Below are 17,595 nucleotides of genomic sequence, written 5' to 3'. Positions count from 1 at the left end.
CGGCGAAGCGCCACGAGGACAGGGAGCGAGAGTTGCCGAAGGGCTATCCGGCACAGGCCGGTCTCACCATCGATTATCCGGTGTCCGCGGTGGAGGACACCGCGCAGGCCAGCGGATACTTGCTGGCCGCCGTGCGGGATTGTCTCGAAGTATCGATCTGCCTGCTCGACGGGCCCGCACAGCCCGAGCAGCTCCGCAGGCTCGAAGAGGAGGCTGCGCGGTGGGCATGCGCGGACATCCCGATCGTCACCATCCTGCGCGTCGTCCACGATGGCGTCCGGCTCGGCATCGAACTGGCCGGCGACCGGGCGTCGACCGAGGCCGGCCAGCTCGGCGCCGTCGATACGGACCGGGTGCTGGGGTTGCTCGGCACCGTCACCGCCGCCGTCGCCCGCGGCTACACGCGGCAGTTGCACACCGCGGCCCATCAGCACCACACCGCCACGCGCGCCCTTGCCTCCGCACTGCTCGAGGGACAGCCGACCTCGACATTGGCGCGCCACAACGGCATCGAGGTCGCCGACGAGTACTGGATCCTGGCCGTCGCCGTCCCCCGTCCCGCCAGCGCCGCAGCCCAGTCACGTGTCCGGACCGAACGTCCGCTCCGGCGCATCCGAGCCGAACTCGCCCACCGTTCCCAGGGCGCCGCACTGTCGATCCTCTCGCCCACCGGCGGCACCATCCTGCTGCCCACCGCACTCGCCGGCGACAGCACACTGGACGAGTGGATCGCCGCCATCGCACGCATCGCCGAAGTTCCGGTCACCGCGACGCTCATCCGCGCGGCGACGCCGGATATTCCCTCCTGCGCCGCCCAAGCCCATGAACTGCTCGACTTGGTCCACCGGCTCGGATTGCGAGACGGGCTGCACCGCTTCGCCGATCTGGCACTGGAATACCAGCTCACGCGTCCTGGTCCTGGACTCGAATGGCTCAGCGCCCTGCTCGACCCCCTCGACGAGGAGCCCGAACTGCTCGAGACCCTGCGGTGTCACGTCGCCAACGGTATGAATCGAAGACGAACCGCCCAGATGCTGTACCTACATCCGAACACCGTCGACAACCGGCTCAAACGAATAGCCCAGATCATCGGTTTGGACGCGACCCAGTCGTCCGGACTGTGGTATCTGCGATCGGCTTTGATCGCCCGTAGGCACCGCGCTACCGCTCCGAAGCGGGTCCGCCGCGAACCGCCCACCGGACCCGAGCTACCGCGACAACTCCGCGAAGTGGCCCGCCACAAGCATTATGCATAATGCTAGATACGTAACTTTTCCAATTTTGTGCGCTAAATCTGCTTCAGATGCCCGTCGCCGGGTAGGCCTCAGGAGGAGACAGATCCGACTGACAAAGGAGGCGTACCGGCATGACGGACACGACGGCCAAGGCGAAGGACGCACTGACCGATGTCGCCACGAAGGCCATAGGGGCCGTGGCGCCGAAGAAGATCATCGAACCGATGGTCGAACTCTGGGCCCACGGCAAACGGACTCCCGTATATCGGCGTCCTGACGAGGTGGGGTTGGCATACGAGGACGTGTTCTTCCCCGCGATGGACGGCCTGACGTTGGAGGGCTGGTTCATCCCCGCCGACTCCGACCGGTTGATCATCCACAATCACTTCCTGCCGGGCAACCGCTACGGCTACGCGGGCCACCTCGACGGTTTACAGGACTTCGGCGGGTTCGAGGTGAGTTTCCTGCCCGAGTACAGGGCTCTGCACGATGCCGGTTACAACATCCTGTGCTACGACATCCGCAATCACGGCCTCAGCCCCGACGGCCACGGCCGCACCGTCGGTATCGGCCTGCTCGAATACCGTGATGTGATCGGCTCGATCCGCTACGCGAAGTCCCGGCCCGACACCGCGAACATGACCACCGGATTGCTGAGCGTGTGTCTGGGGGCGGATTCGACCTTCGTGGCGATCGACAAGCATCCCGGCGAATTCACCCACATCAAGGCGATGATCGCGTTGCAACCCATCTCGGCTCGCGCGTTCGTCGAGCGCACGATTGTCGAAGGCGCAGGCATCGACAACGGCGTCGAACTGTTCGACCAGGCGTTGCACGCCCGCACCGGCTTCCACGTCGACGAGCAATCGCCGATTCCACGGGCCGCGTCGGTGCGTATGCCGACGCTGGTGGCGCAGGTACGGGACGACACGTTGACTTATCCGTCGGATGTGCAGGCGATCTACGACAACATCGCCGCCCGCGACAAGAAACTGCACTGGATCGAAGGGACCGACCAGCGCTTCCGCGGATACAACTATTTCGGCGAGCGCCCCGAAGTGATGCTGGATTGGTTCGACTCGCACATGAAGTAGAAGCTCACCCCCGCAGCACCGGCCGGGTGGTGGCGAACGCCTGCGATCAAGAGCTCTCCCCCTTGGCGTCCTCCACCACCCAGGCGGCGATCTGGGCCCGGGAGGTGAAGCCGAGTTTGGTCAGGATGTGTTCGACGTGGCCTTGCGCGGTTCGCTGGGAGATGACCAGTGCGGCGGCGATCTGCCTGTTGGTGAGGCCTCGGGAGACGAGATCGGCGACCTGATGCTCGCGCTTGGTCAATTCCGCGGCTCCCGAGGCGGAACTCGGGCCAACGGGCTGTTCACCCAGCGCGTAGGCCGCTGCGGCGTCCATTTCCATCGCCAACCCCCGCCGACGGGCCGCGTCGAATCGGCGTTCCCCGAGCATCCGCCGCGTCCGCTGTTCGCATTCGCGGTGGAAGCGCAGCATGTTCGGGAAGACACTCGTGGCGCTGCTTCCGGCCGGCCACGCGGTCTCGGCGGCTCCCAGCAGAACGGCCGCGCGCTCCGCGTCGCTCGGGTCGACAGTCCACGCCAGTGCCTCGAGGGCGAAGGCGGCCACGAAGGGGTTGCCCAGGCGCTGGTTGACGCGTAGCGAGTCCTCCAGCAATGCCCGTGCGCGGTGATGGTCGCCTTCTTGCCAGGCGACGACGGCGAGACCGCGCAATGCGGCCGCGCGATGGAGTAGTTCGCCGGAAGTCTCCGTCACAGCGAGGATCTGCCGGTAACAATCCGTTGCCTTGGCGACGTCGCCGCCCAGCTCGCATGCCCAGCCGAGCAACGCCAGGGCGTTGAGCCGCAGATTCTCGGTGCTGCCCGGCCCGAGCGACCGCAACGACCGCTCGAAGGCTGAAGTCGCATGGGCGGCGTCGCCCCGGGCGAGTGCGAGGGCCCCCTCGGAGTAAGCGATGCGCGCCAGGGTCAACGGGCTCGGCGATCGCTCGGCGAGCACCCGTCCCTCCTCCAAGAGAGCGGTCGCCGCCTGGAAATCTCCTTGCGCAGCGGCCAACTGGCTGTCGGCACGGAGAGCGTTGACGCGATCGGGTATCGATGAGGCGAGTGGGTGGGCCAGGGCTCGGTCCAGCCAGGACCGGCCTTCCCCGTACATGCCGCGGAAGTTCCAGAAATCGAACATCGCCGCGGCCATGGTCATCCCGCCGTCTCCGGCCGCGCCGGTCTCATCGGAGAGAAACGATTCGAGCGCTTCACGCATGTTCGGTTGTTCGCGGTCGAGCCGGGCGACCCAGTCCGGCGCGCGTGCGCCGATCCACTCCGCGTCCCAGTCCAGCGCCAGCTGCCGGTACCACTGGCGGTGCCTGCGGCGCAGGTTCTCCTCCTCACCGGACACCTGCAGCTTCTCCCGGCCGTAGTCGCGCAAGGTCTCGAGCATCCGGAAGCGCACGACGGTGTCGAATTCCTCGCGGATCAGGATCGACTTGTCCACCAGGGACGACAGCACGTCCAAGACGGCGTGCGGCGCGAAGTCGAAGCCGCATACCCGCTCGGCGGCGTCGAGTTCGCAGGTGCCCGCGAACACCGACAGCCGCGCCCAGAAACGCCGCTCCGCCGCGGTGCACAGCTCATAGCTCCAGTCGACACACCAGCGCAGCGTCTGCTGCCGGGCCGGTGCGGTGCGGCTGCCCCGGGTGAGAAACGCGTAGCGGTCGTCGAGCCGTTGCAAGATCTGCTGCGGCGACATCGTGCGTATCCGGGCCGCGGCCAACTCGATCGCCAGCGGCAATCCCTCGAGCCGGGCACAGATCCTGGCCACCGCGGTTTTGTTGTCCTCATCGAGTTCGAAGCCGGGCAGCGCCGCGGCGGCGCGATCGGCGAACAACGTCACCGCGTCGAAGCGCGGCAACCCCCGCAGCGACGGTTCCCGGTCCGGATCGGGAACCGTCAGCGGAGACACCCGTAGCACAGCCTCGCCCTCGGCATTCAGCGGCTCGCGGCTGGTCACCAGGATCCGCAGGTCCGGACAGGCGCGCAAGAACGTCTCGGTCAGCTGGGCGACCGCATCCACCAGCTGCTCGCAGTTGTCCAGTATCAGCAGCAGTTCCCGCGAACGCAGAGACCGGACAAGCGTCTCGAGCAGCGCCTCCGCCGAATCGTCCCGCACATTCAGGCTCGCCGCCACCACTTCGACCAGCAGCCCGGGATCGGAAACGTCGGCTAGTTCGACCGACCACACCCCGTCACGGAAGTCGCGCCGCGCACTCGAGGCGGCGCGCAGGGCCAGTCTCGTCTTTCCGACGCCCCCGCTTCCGGTCAACGTCACCAGCCGCGACGTCGTCAGCAGATTCCGCACCTCGGACACCTCGGTGCGCCGACCGACGAAACTGGTCAACTCCAGCGGCAAGCTGCCTTCGAAGCTTCGCACGCCGGATGTGCTTGCCATGGCGGGTGTACTCACCTCCCGGCGTGTCCGCAGCGGCTTATCGGCGACCGGAAGGACACGACCGCGCGGTCGAACCGATACGTGGAGCGGATACCACCCGCGACCGCAGAACAAACCGTTCGTTCGGTCTACCGGGCCGGCGCAAGCACCGCCGCTTCGGCCAGGAAGCACACCGAGCCGCCCACCCGCTCGCAAGCGATACTCGCGGCGGTGATGAGCGAGCCCGCGGCGCCTCGCTCCGTGTTCCGAGCCGATCAGCTCAGGTGCTTGCGGAAGAACGGCACCAGGTTCTCCAGCGCGACACCGGTCGGGCCCGGCTTGTCGTACAGGTCGTAGTGCGACGCGCCCTCGACCACGACGAGTTGCTTGTCCTTCGACGCAGCTCGACCGTACAGCTCCATGCTGAGCCGCTGCGAACCGAAGGCGCCGACCTTGTCGCCGATCACGACGCACAGCGGCTGGGTCAGGAAGACCTCGACGCGGTCGTACGCATCCCAGTCGGCCAAGGCAGCCTGACGACCGAAGTTGAAGCTGGTCTTACCACCAGGGGCTTGACCGCGATCGGTTTTGTAGTACTCCGTGGCCTCGACGACGTCGACATCCGCGATACCCGCCTGCTTCGCCGCGTCGACCGACGGAGGCAGCAGATCGTTGATCACCTGGGCCTGTCCGCGAGCCTCCGCGGTGCGCTGCGCGGCGATGGCCTCGAGCATCCCCATCGGGTTGTACTCCGAGAAGCCCTCTCGCATCAGCCGGCCGACGTTGCTGCCGACGACGGTGCCCAGTGCCTTGATCCGGCGGTCGATCTTGGTGGCTGCCACGGCGTAACCCGCTCCGCCGCAGATCGCGAGCACACCGATGTTGTCCGCGTCGACGTAGGGCAGGGTGACGAGGTAGTCGATCACAAAGCTGAAGTCGCTGGTCCGGAAACCGGGATCCTCGACCGACCGCGGATCGCCACCGCTTTCACCCTGGAAGCTCGCATCGAAGGCGGCCACCACGAAGCCCGCCTCGGCCAGCGCCTTGCCGTAGACGTTGCCCGAAGTCTGCGCCTTACAGCTACCGGTGGGATGGGCCGAGACGATCGTCGGATACGTCTTCGACTCATCGAAACCGGGTGGGAAGTAGATATCCGTGGCGATGTCCCAGGCCCAACCCTTGACCGCCACCGTTTCGATATTGCCTGCCATGATCTTCCTCTCCTGTGCTCGACCGCTTACAAAGGCAAATCTATGAGCGTTTGGGCAGCAGGGGCAGGGCGCGACGGCGCCTAGGAAAAATCCCTCCCACAAGGATTCCCCACGCCCCCGACGGGGCCGCACCGAAGCCGAGCCGACATTCGTGCGGTATCTCACTTACCTCGTCGAAACGGACCAGCGCTATCGCCGCCATGTGACCGATCGGCCCCGACGGCTCGCCGATGCCCCGAGCAGCGCTTACCAGCGCTGTGACCCAGCCCACCCGCGCGAGTTGACAACATAATATATAAAGCATAGTGTGCTCGATCACATCCTTCGAGCGAGAAAGGCCAGGTCGAGCTCAAACAGCAGCAACGGACTGCCGTCGTGCCCGTTCGCTGAAACATCACCCCCCGAAAGAACAAGGAAGTTCAGATGAGGATCAGCACCGTCGTCGCCACCACTGTGGCCGCCGCATTCGCCGTCGTCGCCGGAACCGCCGGCGCCACCCCGGACAACCCGGACGCCGTCGGTTTCACAGCGCATGCCGTTGGCGACCGGAGTGTCATCGAGACCGACGCGGGCTCGCTTGCGGTGGAGAACGACATGTTCGAAGTCAAGGCCGCCGACGGAACCGTCCTCGCCGCGACGCCGTTGCGATTCCGGGTCGACGAGTTCGAATTTCCCATCAGCGCGGAGGTCGCCGGTCGCACCGCCACCTTGACACCCCGGTTCGATCTCGAGCACGCGGTGTACGCACCGGTCGCCCTGCCGTACGAGGACAAAGCGCCGTGGAAGAACGAGTACGACCGTGAACAGGCCGCTTGGAGCCGCATGACCAGCACCATCACCATGGGCGCCACGCTCGGCACCCTCATCGGCGGCCTCGGCGGCGGCGCCGTGGGCTGTGTGCTCGGCGGAATCGCCGGCGCGACGATCGCCGCGGCCACGATCGCCGGCCTCTTCGGCCCGTTCATTCCCGCCGCCGCGGTCGGCTGCCTCGGCGGGATCGTCGCTGTCGGCGCGCTGGGCACCATCGCCGGACAGCTGTTCGTCACGGCGCCCATCGCCGCTGTCGCCGTCATCCAGTATCTGTCTACCGTGAATTCACCGCTGCCGGAAAAGTGATCGGCCCTGCCGAACCCGACTGTCGATGCTCCAGTCCGGCGGATGGAGCATCGACCGTCGTGAAATTCCTGCCGCCGAACTGCGCCAGAGCGTCGAGCACCGACTGCGACGCCGTGCAACCGCCCTGCTTCGGCCTGGTGTAGTAGCCGGCGCTGATCACGGCGAGCGTCGCCGGCATGGGAATGTGGCATCGGCATCAACTGCTTCGTCAGCGTCGGCAATCAGGCCGCGCTCGGCGGGCCCACCCGAGCACTGCCCCACCGAAATCGGTTGCAGGCGAGACCCGATGGATGGCCCGATCCGCACCGGCGTGGTCGCCGAAGGCCGATCTCGCGACCGGGCCGCTGCGTGTTGTGACGGCGATTCGAGTGCTCGTCCCGGAATGCCGGGCCGGAACTTCACCTTCCGGGCCACTAGCCCGCAGTCGTCAATGAATGTGACACCTTTCACAGGCGAATCGGAGACTATCGGCGCGCGCAACCGGGACCAAGTGAATGTTTCCGAATTCCGGGTTCGAAAATCGTGAATTGACCGCTGCGGCAGCCGGTGCGAGCATGCGTTTATCAGGTATCACAAGGGGTCACCCGGTTGGCCCGGGCGAATTCTCCGAGGGAGTCATCGATGTTGACACGGGGCGCGGTGCTGCGCGAATCACCGGGAATCTACGAAATCGTCGAAATGGAACTCGACGATCCGCGACGCGGGGAAATCCGGGTCAGGATGGTGGCCAGCGGCCTGTGTCATTCCGACGATCATTTCGCCACCGGCGACCAGACTCCCGGCATTCTGCCCATCGCGGGCGGGCACGAGGGCGCCGGCATCGTGGAGGCGGTCGGGCCAGGGACGACCGGCTTCGCCGAGGGCGATCACGTGGTGTTCTCCTTCCTGCCGGTATGCGGCCGCTGCCGGTGGTGCGCGAAAGGGTTACAGAACCTGTGCGACCTCGGCGCGTTCCTGGCCACCGGCGCCCGCTTCGACGACCCGACCTCTTTCCGGCTGTCGCTGGGCGGTGCGCCGGTCGGGCAACTCGCCGGGCTGGGCACGTTCTGCGAGTACGTCACCGTGTCGGTGTCCTCGGCCATCCGCATCAATCCCGCGATTCCCCTGGACGTCGCGGTGCTCGCCGGTTGCGGTGTCGGCACCGGGTGGGGCGCGGCCGTCAACTCCGCGCAGGTGCGCCCGGGAGACGTCACCATCGTGATGGGTGTCGGCGGCATCGGGATCAACGCGGTCCAGGGCGCCGCCCAAGCGGGCGCGAGCGCGGTGATCGCGGTCGACCCCGTCGCTTTCAAGCGCGAGTCGGCGCGGAAACTCGGTGCCACCCATGCTGTCTCGTCCATCGAGGAGGCCGCGGAACTCGCCCGCTCCATGACCAACGGTCAAGGCGCGGACTCGGCGATCGTCAGCGTCGGCGTGACCACCGGCAAGCACATCGGCCAGGCGCTGCAGGCGGTGCGCAAGGCGGGCACCTGCGTCGCCGTCGGCCTTGGCGACACCTTCGTCAAGGACGGCGACATCGACCTGCACCAGCTCATCCTGTTCCAGAAGCGGTTGCAGGGCTCGCTTTTCGGCGCCTGCGCGCCGACCGCCGACATCCCCGCCCAGCTCGCGATGTACCAGCAGGGCACCCTGAAACTCGAAGAACTCGTCACCACCCGCTACGCGCTCGAGGACGTCAATCAGGGCTTCGAGGACATGAAGGCGGGCCGTAATCTGCGCGGAATCATCATTCACGAGGGCTGACCGTTACGCACCCTGCGCTCCTCCGGATCGGCCGCCGCATTCGTCTTCGACGCGTTTCATCCGGCCGAGCGACTGCTGACCCAGCCGCTGCTCGTCGTGTGCGGGATCGAGCCGTTCTTCTCCGCACACCTGTGACCGTGAATGCGATGGCCGGTCCGGTGCGCCGGGTCGGCCATCGCGACAATATGCGGCCGCGTGTGGTTACAGATCGTCGGGCGACACAGCCGGTGGGCGGTGGCGCTCGGCCTCGGGGCCGGACGTGATCGGCGCGAAGTTGGCACCCGGCAGGAGCAGGTGGCCCGCGTCGACGGGCAGCGCGACACCGGTGATCTGCTCGGCCAGGTCCGAGAGCAGGAAGACCACCGCGTTGCTCACAGCCTGTGACGGCAGCGCGGTGCGGCCCGCAAGAGGGGCATAGCCGTAGATGGCGTCGAGGGCGATCCTGCGGTCGACCGGTTCGCCCGGGGCGACGAACAGCTTGTGGCCCATGGAGTTGTCCCAGATCTTGGTGTCGATCGCGCCCGGGCAGACCGTGTTGGCGCGTACGTTGTGCGGGCCGAGCTCCAGGGCGGTGTTCTTGAGCAGGCCGATCACGCCGTGCTTGGCGGCGATGTAGGAGGTGTAGCCGGCCGTTGCCTCGAGGCCACCCACCGACGCGATCGCCACGATGGCTCCGGCCCCGCGTTCGACGAAGTGCGGCGCGACCGCTTTGATCGTGCGGAATACGCCGCCGAGGACGGTGTCGACGACAACCTGGAACTCTTGCTCACCGGTCTGCCAGCCCGCGGGACCGAGGTCCCAGACACCGGCGTTGGCGACGACACCGTCGATACCGCCGAGGGTGTCCACGGCCTGGGCCACCGCCGAGTCCAGGTCGTCCTGGCTGCGCACGTCACCGACCACGGTGAGCGCCCGGCGGCCCTGCTCCTCGACGAGTTTCCTGGTCTTGTCCAGATCGTCTTCGGTCGCCAGCGGGTACCTGATACCGGGGACCGGTGCGGCGATGTCGAACAGGACGACGTCGGCACCCTCACGCGCGGCGGTCACCGCGTGCGAACGGCCCTGTCCGCGTGCGGCTCCGGTGATGAAGACGACTTTGCCGTCGAGTGTTCCCATGACGATTCCTTCGGTTCGATTTCGAGAATTCGCCGCAGGCACGGCGAAAAGATCGGGCAGGCGGTTCCGGACATCGGCGGATCCACGTGAGGCGCGTACCTGGATTCGACAGTAGAGAGACGTGGGGCACAGCAGTGTCCAACATCTTGGACACTAACCTCGGGGACGGCCGCCACCACTTCATTCGCACCGAAGCGCGTCTTTCCCGATCGCTGATCGGCTTCCGGCGTGACCGGGGTTACGTTCGTCCTGCCGGGCCTCCGATTTCCCGCAATATGCAGGTGGATCGGGGCGCGTCGACGACCTCGCTCGTATTCAGGCGATCGCGCCGTCGGCGCGCAGCTCGGCCATGGCCTCGGCACTGAATCCCCAGTCGCCGAGCACCTCGTCGGTCTGCTCGCCCGGCTGCGCGGGTGGGCGCTGGATCGCACCGGGTGTGCGGCTGAACCGGGGGGCGGGAGCCAGCTGGACGACACCGGACACCTCGACGAAAGTGCCGCGGTCCCGCAAGTGCGGGTGCGTGGGCGCCTCGGTCAGCGACAGGACCGGGGACAGGCAGGCCTCCCGGCCGTCGGCCACGGCGCACCATTCGTCGCGGGTCCTGGTGCGGAAGACCTCGGCCAGCCGCTCGCGCATCCGCGGCCAGCCGCTCCGGTCGTGCTGATCCGGAAGTTCGGACTCGTCGAGGCCGAGCACATCCAGCAGATTGCGCCAGAACCGGGATTCATTGGCGCCCACACTGATCCAACCGCCATCGGCGGTCTCGTAGACGTTGTACCAGGGCGCGCCCGAGTCCAGGCGGTTCACGCCGCGTTCGTCGTGCCAGTAGCCGGCGGCGAGCAGCCCGTAGAACAGGGTCATGAGCGAGGCCGAACCGTCGACCATCGCCGCGTCGACAACCTGGCCGCGGCCCGAGGTGCGGCTCTCCAGTAGGGCCGAGACGACGCCGAACGCCAGATACAGCGAACCACCGCCGAAATCGCCCGCTAGATTCAGCGGGATGACCGGCGGTTCTCCGGCCCGGCCGACCGAGTGCAGGACGCCGGTGAGTGAGATGTAGTTGATGTCGTGGCCGGGGGCCGACGCCAGTGGGCCGTGCTGGCCCCAGCCGGTCATCCGGCCGTAGACCAGTGCCGGGTTGACCGCCAGACAGTCGTCGGGTCCCACGCCCAGCTTCTCCGCGACACCGGGCCGGAACCCCTCGATGAGGATGTCGGCGCTGCGCGCCAGGGCCAGGACCGCGGCGACCGCCGAGGGCTTCTTCAGGTCGAACACCGCGCTGCGCCTGCCCCGGTTGAGCAGATCGAAGCGAGCGTCGACCGGGGCGCCGCCGTCGTAGCCGGGTGGCCGGTCCAGGCGCAGGACGTCGGCGCCGAGGTCGGCCAGCAGCATGGCGGCGAAGGGGGTCGGCCCGACCCCGCCCAGCTCCAGCACCCGCACCCCCGACAGCGGGCCGCTCATCGGGCCAGCGATCCGTTACTCGCGCCGATGTCCTCGGCGGCGGCCAACGGCGGCGGCCGCTTGCCGTCGAAGGACAGCGGCAGCCCCACGACCCCGATCTCGTCGGCACTGGGTGCGCCGATGATACCCAGTGCGCTGGTCTGCTCGTGGGCGATCATCTCGGCGGTGGTCTGCACCGGCGCGAACGGAACCCCGAAGTCCCGCAAGCGGTTCTGCCAGAACTCGCGCGTGTCGCCTGCCAGCCGCTCTCCGATCAGGCGATCGATCTCGGCACGGTTCACCAGCCGCGCCTGGTTGGTCGCGAAGCGTTCGTCGGTGGCCCATTCCGGCCGGTCCAGTGCCGCACTCAAGCGCGCGAACAACCCGTCGTTGCCGCAGCTCACGATGAGATCGCCGTCGGCGGCAGAGAATGCCCGGTGCGGGACGATGAACGCCACGCCCGATCCGCGCCGTTCGCCGGGCGCGCCGTCGGTGTTGTAGCCGGCCACGCCGATCGACATCCAGGCGATGGCGGTCTCGAGCAGCGACGCGTCCACCGCTGCGCCGTCCAGCTTGGACTGCCGCCGGTACAGCGCGGCGAGGATTCCGATGGCGGCCCACATGCCGGTGCCGAAGTCGATGATCGAGACACCGGCGCGCACCGGCGGTCGGTCGGGTTCGCCGGTGATACTCATGATCCCGGAGAAGGCCTGCATGAGCGGGTCGTAACCGGGCAGGGTGTTCATCGGCCCGGTGTGCCCGAACGCGCCGACCGCGCAGTGCACGAGCTCGGGTTTGGTCACCCGCAGGCTCTCGGCGTCGAGCCCGTACTTCGCGGCCGAGCCGGGACGCAGATTGTGCAGGAAGACATCGGCGCGCTCGGCGATGAGCCGGTGCAGTTCGGCGAGCTGGTCGCGGTCCTTGATGTCGATGCTGACGCACCGTTTGCCCCGGTTGAGCGCATGGAAGGCGGCGCCGCTGCCCTTCCACATGCTCGGTCCCCAGCCGCGCGCGGAGTCACCGGTCGGCCGTTCGACCTTCCAGACCTCGGCGCCGAGTTCTGCCAGGATCTTGCCGGCGAACGGCGCCGAGGCGCTGTCGCCCAGCTCCACCACCACGATCCCCGCCAGGGGGAGTTCATTCTGCATCGCCCGCTCCTGACCGATAGTCTTCTGTCATCGTGCACCTCTACCTGGTGGTCGCGGTGGTGAAGACGGGAACCGTCTGCGCGCCGCGTTCGACGAACCGGACGGTGACGGGTGCGTCGATGGTGAGGGATTCCGGATCGCCCTCGATCTGGCCGAAGAGCATGTAGCCCTCGGCCATCTCGACGAATCCCACGGTGTAGGGAGTGATCGAGGCCCACACGGGCGTGGGGCCGCGCATGACCGTACTGAACGAGTAGAGGGTGCCGTTGCCGCTGGACTGCTCCCAGGCCAGCCGGTCCGAGCTGCAGTACGGGCAGTACGAGTGCGCAGGCCACACGGGCTCGGTGCAGTCGGTGCAACGCTGGAAGGTCAGGCGCTGATCGTCGAGTGCCGCCCAGTAGGGTGCGGCGTCGAGCAGCTCGTACGGCTGCGGCCACTCGTTGGGTGCGGTGGTCTCGCTCATGATGTCTCCGATCCGCTCAGGCCGTCGCGGCCAGTACGAGGACGCTGCCCGCCGCGAGCATGCCGCCCGCGCCCTGGACCAGCGCGGTTTCCGGCCGCACGGCAGGCGCCAGTCCGTGTGCCGTGCCCCGCAGCTGGCGCACGGCCTCGACGAGGGTGTCCATGTTGCAGGAGATGCCGGGCTGGCCGAAGGACAGCCAGCCACCATTGGTATCGGTGGGCAGGTCACCGTCGATGCCGGTGCGGCCTTCGCGGTAGACGTCGATGCCGTGGCCCTTCTTCGCGAAGCCCAGGTCCTCCAAGAGGATCGGGCCCATGTGGGCGAAGTTGACCGACAGTTGCACCATGTCGATGTCGGACGGGCCGAGGTCGGCCATGGCGTAGGCCTGGCGTGCGGCCTCGATGGTCGCGGTGTGGGTCAGGTTGGGCAGGGTGCCGAAGCCGGGGAACTTGCACTGGCGCATGTTCATCCGGTCGGTCAGGTACTCGTGTGTGGTGGCCGAGCCGTAGCCGTGCAAGTAGACCGGACTCTGGTGCGGGCGCACGTTGTCGGGCGCGGTGACGACGAGGGCGCCACCGGTGCCGCCGCCCCAGGTGGAACACATCCACCGGCGCAGCGGGGTGGCCACATACGGGGAGGCGAGCACCGTGGCGACATCGATCTCGCCGTGGCGGGCCTTGGCCGCGTGCGGGTGGTGCGTGCCCCAGCGCTGGTTGGCGACGGCGACTTCGGCGAGATCGGTTTCGGTGATGCCGAATTCATGGAAGTACCGGCGCGCGGCCTGGGCGTAGAGGGACGGGATCGTGGGTCCGTAGATCACTTCGTACTGCGGATCCGCGTCGGCCTCGGCGCCCATTGCCACGGCGTCGACGAACAACTCCGTCGCGTCGCTCTGCAGGCAGAGCACGTACTCGGCTTTGCCCGCGGCGATCATCTGCGAGGCCTGCGCGAGCGTGGCGGTGAGGCCGGCGCCGTGCAGGGTCAGCTCACTGGTGAATGTCAGGGGCATCTGCATGTGGGAGGCGAAGATGTTGCTCCACTGCGACCGCTTGTCGGCCCACGGCGAGCGACCGGTGAATAGGGCGTCCACCTGGTGCTTGGTGATGCCCGCGTCGGCCAGCGCGGCGACGGTGGCCTCGGCCGCCAGTTGCAGCGGGTCCTTGCGGTCGGCGCGGGTGGCATAGGCATCGCCCATGCCCACGATCGCGGCGACAGGTCGGGCGGTCATGGACTCAGCCCCGCACGTTTTCGGTCGGCAGCGATGCGCCGACGAGGGCGTCGAGATCGGAGCGCTTACGCAGCATGAGCAGGCTCCACTCGCTGCGCTGGACCACGTCACCGTGCTGGTTGAGCGCCTTCATCAGGAAGGTGACGACGCCGAACTTGTCGTCCTTGTCCTTCTTGCCGGTCACCTCGGCGGTGACGTAGATGGTGTCGTTGATGAGCACCGGCTTCAGATAGCGCAGGTTGTCGATGCCGTAGTTGGCCTGGATGGACGGGCCGAACTGGATCAGACCGGTCATCAGCGAGTAGGTCAGCGAGCCCTGCACCAAGCGCTCGCCGAAGCGGGTCCGCGCGGCGTAGTGGATGTTGGAGTGGATCTCGATCCAGTTGCCGGTCAGCGCGCAGTAGTTCACCACATCGGCTTCGGTGATGGTGCGCCCGCCGGAGCGGAACACGGTGCCGACCTCGATCTCGTCGAGCGGCATATCGATGCGATTGTTGATGGTGGCCATCGGTGTTCCTCCTGGAAGTTCTGCGGGACTGCGGCTTACGCGCCGGACGGCAGGCGCATCGACTTGGCGATGATGGTGCGCTGGATCTGCGAGGTGCCGCCGCCGATGGTGGACTGCACGCTCTCGCGCAGGTAGCGCTCCATGTCGGCCTCGGGCAGGTTGGCGTAGCCACCGAGGATCTGCATGCCGTCGAGGGCACACTGCTTGAGGGTCTCCGAGCCGTACAGCTTGGCCATGGAGGTCTCCCGCGGAGCGGGCAGGCCGGCGGCCTTCATCTTCGCGGCGCGGTAGCAGAGCAGGCGGGCGGCGTCCACGCGCGTCTGGTTCTCGGCCAGCATGTGCTTGAGCACCTGGAACTCGTAGATCGGCTTGCCGAACTGGATGCGCTCGTGGGCGTACTTGTTGGCCGCGTGCACCGCTTGCTGGGCGTTGCCGACGTAGGCGGCGGCCACCGCGCAGCGCTCCAGCTCGAGGTGGTCGGTGATGATCTTCCAGCCCTGGCCGACCTCGCCGAGCAGCGCGTCGGCGGGGACCCGCACCTCGTCGAGGAAGATCTCGGTGGTGCCGGTGGCGTGCCGCGACAGGGTCGGCAGCTTGCGGATGTCCACGCCCGGAGTGTCGTTGGGGATCAGCAGGACCGACAGGCCACCGTGCTTGTCCTCGGTGTCGGTGCGCACGAGCATGGCGATGACGGTGTCCTTGGCGGCGGCGCCCGAGCACCACAGTTTCTGGCCGGAGACGACCCAGTCGCCGTTCTCGTCGCGGCGGGCACGGGTCTTGGTGTTGGACGCGTCCGAACCGGCGTCGGGCTCGGAGATCGACACCGAGAAGCGGAGGGAACCGTCGATGAACGGCTTGACGTAGCGCGCCTTCTGCTCGGCGGTGCCGTACTTCAGGATGTTCATCGCGGTGAAGGTGGGCACCAGCACGGAGCAGGCGAAGTCGAAGCCGAACTTGCCCAGGCCCTCGGCCATCAGCGAGTAGTCGAAGATGTCGCCACCCGAGCCGCCGTCGGCTTCGTCGATGAGGATGCCCAGCCAGCCCTGCGCGGCGATCTTCTCGTACGCCTCGTAGGGGTACTCCCGGTTCACATCGCAGTGCCGGACGTATTCGACGGTGATCTCCTCGTCCATGAATTTGTTCACGACGTCGAGCCAGGCCGCCTGCGACTCGTCCAGAAAATTGGAATTCATTCTCTTACTCCGTTGTGCGATGCGATTGTTTTTCGCGCGATTCGGCGGATGGCAGGTACCGAGCCTGGGGCGGTCGGCCCGACCACCGCATGTCGATGTCGGGCGCGGTGCGCAAGGAACACTGCGGTGACCTCGCACGATTCCGGATTCCCGAGACGGGATTACCGGCGATATTCCGAGGCTGCACGACGGTGCGGCCGATAGCAAGTGATGAATCGTGAAGTGCCGTTTCACCGATTGCGAATTGAACCGCCGGAATCACCGATCTATGGTCGGAACAGAATTCCGCCGGACCGTCAATTTATCCCGGCGACGGCGAATCGGCCATTCAGGAGTGATGATGAGGAATATTCCGTTCTCGGCGCGGCACTGGAGCGCGGTCGAGTCCCTGCCCGCCGAGGACGCCCGTCGCGTGCAGGACGAACGACTGCGCGAGCAGCTCGCCTACCTGGCCGGGAACAGCGCGTTCTACCAGGCCAAGTTCGCCGAGCAGGGGGTCGACGTGAGCCGGGTCGCCACGACCGCCGACCTTGCGGGGCTGCCGTTCACCGAGAAGCAGGAACTGCGCGACAGTCTCGCCGCCCATCCGCCGCTGGGCGCACACGTCGCGGCCGACGGGGCCGATATCGTCCAGGTGCAGGCGTCCTCGGGAACGACCGGCTCGCCGTCATATGTCGGACTGACCGAGCCCGACATCCGCACCTGGTGCGAGCTGGGCGCACGCGCCCTCTATGCCAATGGTTTCCGGCCCGGCGATCGCGTGCTGCACGGCTTCGGCATGAGCAAGGGTTTCGTGGGCGGACTGCCGATCATCCAGATCCTGCAGTACATGGGTGTGGTCGACATCCCCATCGGCGCCGAGGCCGGCGCAGAGCGGCTGCTGCGGGTGCAGGCCGATCAGCGGCCCGAGGGGCTCATCGGCACGCCGTACTTCTTGACCCACCTGGCCGAGCAGGCACCGCGCATCGTCGGCCGCGCCGCCGACGAGCTGGGTGTGCGCTCGATCAGCGTCGGCGGCGAGCCCGGCGGCGGCCTGCCCGCCGTCCGCGGGAAGCTCGAAGCACTGTGGGGCGCTACGTCACGGGAGATGCTGGGCGGCACCGATATCGCCTGCACCTATTGGGGCGAGTGCGAGGCGGGTGAAGGCATGCACTTCCTCTCTCCCGACCTGATGATCGCCGAGCTGATCGACCCGGAGACCGGCGAGCAGGTCGATCCGGTCGCCGGCGCGCAGGGCGAACTCGTCTACACCGCGCTGCGCAGGCAGGCCTCCCCCCTGCTGCGTTTCCGCACCCGCGACCACGTGGTGGTCACCGGCACCGACTGCGCCTGCGGCCGAACCGGTTACAAGGTGCGCTGCGTGGGCCGCACCGACGACATGCTCATCGTGCGCGGGATCAACCTGTTCCCCTCGGCGGTCAAGGAACTCGTCCTGGAACTCGCGCCCGCGACGACCGGTGAGATGCGGATCCGGCCGAACTTCGAGGGTCACTCCACACAGAAGCCGCTGCCGCTCGTGGTCGAGTACGGACGGCAACTGAGCGAGCAACAACGCGACGAGCTGCGCACCACGATCGAACAGCGGGTGCGCTCGGCGCTCAACGTCAAAACGATCGTCGACCTGGTTCCCGACGGAACGCTGAAGCGCCCCGACCACGTGAAGGTGGCATTGATCGAACGCGCCTGATCCTGACCAGCGAAGACACGCGCCCTAGTTATATACAATATATACTACGGTATGATA

At 67.3% G+C, this 17,595-nt stretch carries 14 protein-coding genes; 5 read left to right on the top strand and 9 right to left on the bottom strand.

All coding sequences use genetic code 11. From position 1 onward, the window contains the following. Positions 1–32: 32 nt before the first annotated feature. A complete protein-coding gene (locus AB0L97_RS32265; protein ID WP_364437058.1) occupies positions 33–1,256 on the top strand; it encodes a helix-turn-helix domain-containing protein in 1,224 nt (407 codons plus the stop codon). Positions 1,257–1,459: 203 nt separating this feature from the next. After that, entirely contained in the window at positions 1,460–2,329 is an 870-nt protein-coding gene (locus tag AB0L97_RS32260; protein ID WP_195043138.1) for an alpha/beta hydrolase, read from the top strand. A gap of 46 nt (positions 2,330–2,375) precedes the next feature. On the opposite strand, the gene AB0L97_RS32255 is transcribed toward AB0L97_RS32260, so the two are convergent. Further along, a complete protein-coding gene (locus tag AB0L97_RS32255) occupies positions 2,376–4,706 on the bottom strand; it encodes a LuxR C-terminal-related transcriptional regulator (RefSeq protein ID WP_364437055.1) in 2,331 nt (776 codons plus the stop codon). A gap of 254 nt (positions 4,707–4,960) precedes the next feature. After that, the gene (locus AB0L97_RS32250; RefSeq protein ID WP_364437052.1) at positions 4,961–5,896 is read right to left on the bottom strand and encodes an alpha/beta hydrolase; all 936 of its coding nucleotides are present in this window, start codon (positions 5,894–5,896) and stop codon (positions 4,961–4,963) included. Positions 5,897–6,319: 423 nt separating this feature from the next. Here AB0L97_RS32250 and AB0L97_RS32245 point away from each other — a divergent pair, with 423 nt between their 5' ends. Both AB0L97_RS32245 and AB0L97_RS32240 read left to right on the top strand, forming a co-directional pair. Further along, positions 6,320–7,012 carry a hypothetical protein gene (locus AB0L97_RS32245; protein ID WP_364437049.1) on the top strand — a complete coding sequence of 231 codons (693 nt, stop codon included), beginning with the start codon at positions 6,320–6,322 and terminating at the stop codon, positions 7,010–7,012. 621 nt (positions 7,013–7,633) lie between these two features. Continuing rightward, entirely contained in the window at positions 7,634–8,755 is a 1,122-nt protein-coding gene (locus tag AB0L97_RS32240) for an NDMA-dependent alcohol dehydrogenase (protein WP_364437045.1), read from the top strand. A 201-nt stretch (positions 8,756–8,956) separates the two neighbouring features. Here AB0L97_RS32240 and AB0L97_RS32235 read toward each other — a convergent pair whose 3' ends face one another. From AB0L97_RS32235 to AB0L97_RS32205, 7 genes are all read right to left on the bottom strand, one after another. Then, a complete protein-coding gene (locus AB0L97_RS32235; RefSeq protein ID WP_364437042.1) occupies positions 8,957–9,871 on the bottom strand; it encodes a mycofactocin-coupled SDR family oxidoreductase in 915 nt (304 codons plus the stop codon). A gap of 315 nt (positions 9,872–10,186) precedes the next feature. Then, complete coding sequence (locus AB0L97_RS32230; RefSeq protein WP_364437039.1) at positions 10,187–11,332, bottom strand: CaiB/BaiF CoA-transferase family protein; 1,146 nt, start codon at positions 11,330–11,332, stop codon at positions 10,187–10,189. After that, a complete protein-coding gene (locus tag AB0L97_RS32225) occupies positions 11,329–12,459 on the bottom strand; it encodes a CoA transferase (protein ID WP_364437036.1) in 1,131 nt (376 codons plus the stop codon). Before AB0L97_RS32225 ends, AB0L97_RS32230 begins: the two co-directional genes overlap by 4 nt. A 40-nt stretch (positions 12,460–12,499) precedes the next feature. After that, positions 12,500–12,922 carry an OB-fold domain-containing protein gene (locus AB0L97_RS32220; RefSeq protein WP_364437033.1) on the bottom strand — a complete coding sequence of 141 codons (423 nt, stop codon included), beginning with the start codon at positions 12,920–12,922 and terminating at the stop codon, positions 12,500–12,502. Between the two features lie 16 nt (positions 12,923–12,938). Then, positions 12,939–14,150 (bottom strand): thiolase family protein, encoded by a 1,212-nt coding sequence (locus AB0L97_RS32215; RefSeq protein WP_364437030.1) that lies wholly within the window; start codon positions 14,148–14,150, stop codon positions 12,939–12,941. A 4-nt stretch (positions 14,151–14,154) separates the two neighbouring features. Then, positions 14,155–14,658, bottom strand: coding sequence for a MaoC/PaaZ C-terminal domain-containing protein (locus tag AB0L97_RS32210; protein ID WP_364437027.1), 504 nt, complete (start codon positions 14,656–14,658; stop codon positions 14,155–14,157). A 35-nt stretch (positions 14,659–14,693) separates the two neighbouring features. Next, entirely contained in the window at positions 14,694–15,851 is a 1,158-nt protein-coding gene (locus AB0L97_RS32205; RefSeq protein WP_067809732.1) for an acyl-CoA dehydrogenase family protein, read from the bottom strand. A 340-nt stretch (positions 15,852–16,191) separates the two neighbouring features. Here AB0L97_RS32205 and AB0L97_RS32200 point away from each other — a divergent pair, with 340 nt between their 5' ends. Beyond that, complete coding sequence (locus AB0L97_RS32200) at positions 16,192–17,538, top strand: phenylacetate--CoA ligase family protein (protein WP_364437023.1); 1,347 nt, start codon at positions 16,192–16,194, stop codon at positions 17,536–17,538. The last annotated feature ends 57 nt before the right edge of the window (positions 17,539–17,595 follow it).

Origin of the sequence: Nocardia sp. NPDC051911, from assembly GCF_040681035.1 — a bacterium.
In the GTDB taxonomy this organism is placed as follows: domain Bacteria; phylum Actinomycetota; class Actinomycetes; order Mycobacteriales; family Mycobacteriaceae; genus Nocardia; species Nocardia sichangensis.
The sequence above is the reverse complement of the archived record's forward strand: the minus strand, read 5'-3'. Positions and strand labels throughout refer to the sequence as shown.

Bases quoted from the DNA above. Each gene is read 5' to 3' on its own strand.
- AB0L97_RS32235 (WP_364437042.1), bottom strand. From the start codon at position 9,871: ATGGGAACACTCGACGGCAAAGTCGTCTTCATCACCGGAGCCGCACGC.
- AB0L97_RS32210 (WP_364437027.1), bottom strand. From the start codon at position 14,658: ATGGCCACCATCAACAATCGCATCGATATGCCGCTCGACGAGATCGAG.
- AB0L97_RS32245 (WP_364437049.1), top strand. From the start codon at position 6,320: ATGAGGATCAGCACCGTCGTCGCCACCACTGTGGCCGCCGCATTCGCC.
- AB0L97_RS32225 (WP_364437036.1), bottom strand. From the start codon at position 12,459: ATGCAGAATGAACTCCCCCTGGCGGGGATCGTGGTGGTGGAGCTGGGC.
- AB0L97_RS32260 (WP_195043138.1), top strand. From the start codon at position 1,460: ATGGTCGAACTCTGGGCCCACGGCAAACGGACTCCCGTATATCGGCGT.
- AB0L97_RS32240 (WP_364437045.1), top strand. From the start codon at position 7,634: ATGTTGACACGGGGCGCGGTGCTGCGCGAATCACCGGGAATCTACGAA.
- AB0L97_RS32205 (WP_067809732.1), bottom strand. From the start codon at position 15,851: ATGAATTCCAATTTTCTGGACGAGTCGCAGGCGGCCTGGCTCGACGTC.
- AB0L97_RS32250 (WP_364437052.1), bottom strand. From the start codon at position 5,896: ATGGCAGGCAATATCGAAACGGTGGCGGTCAAGGGTTGGGCCTGGGAC.
- AB0L97_RS32200 (WP_364437023.1), top strand. From the start codon at position 16,192: ATGAGGAATATTCCGTTCTCGGCGCGGCACTGGAGCGCGGTCGAGTCC.
- AB0L97_RS32255 (WP_364437055.1), bottom strand. From the start codon at position 4,706: ATGGCAAGCACATCCGGCGTGCGAAGCTTCGAAGGCAGCTTGCCGCTG.
- AB0L97_RS32215 (WP_364437030.1), bottom strand. From the start codon at position 14,150: ATGACCGCCCGACCTGTCGCCGCGATCGTGGGCATGGGCGATGCCTAT.
- AB0L97_RS32230 (WP_364437039.1), bottom strand. From the start codon at position 11,332: ATGAGCGGCCCGCTGTCGGGGGTGCGGGTGCTGGAGCTGGGCGGGGTC.
- AB0L97_RS32220 (WP_364437033.1), bottom strand. From the start codon at position 12,922: ATGAGCGAGACCACCGCACCCAACGAGTGGCCGCAGCCGTACGAGCTG.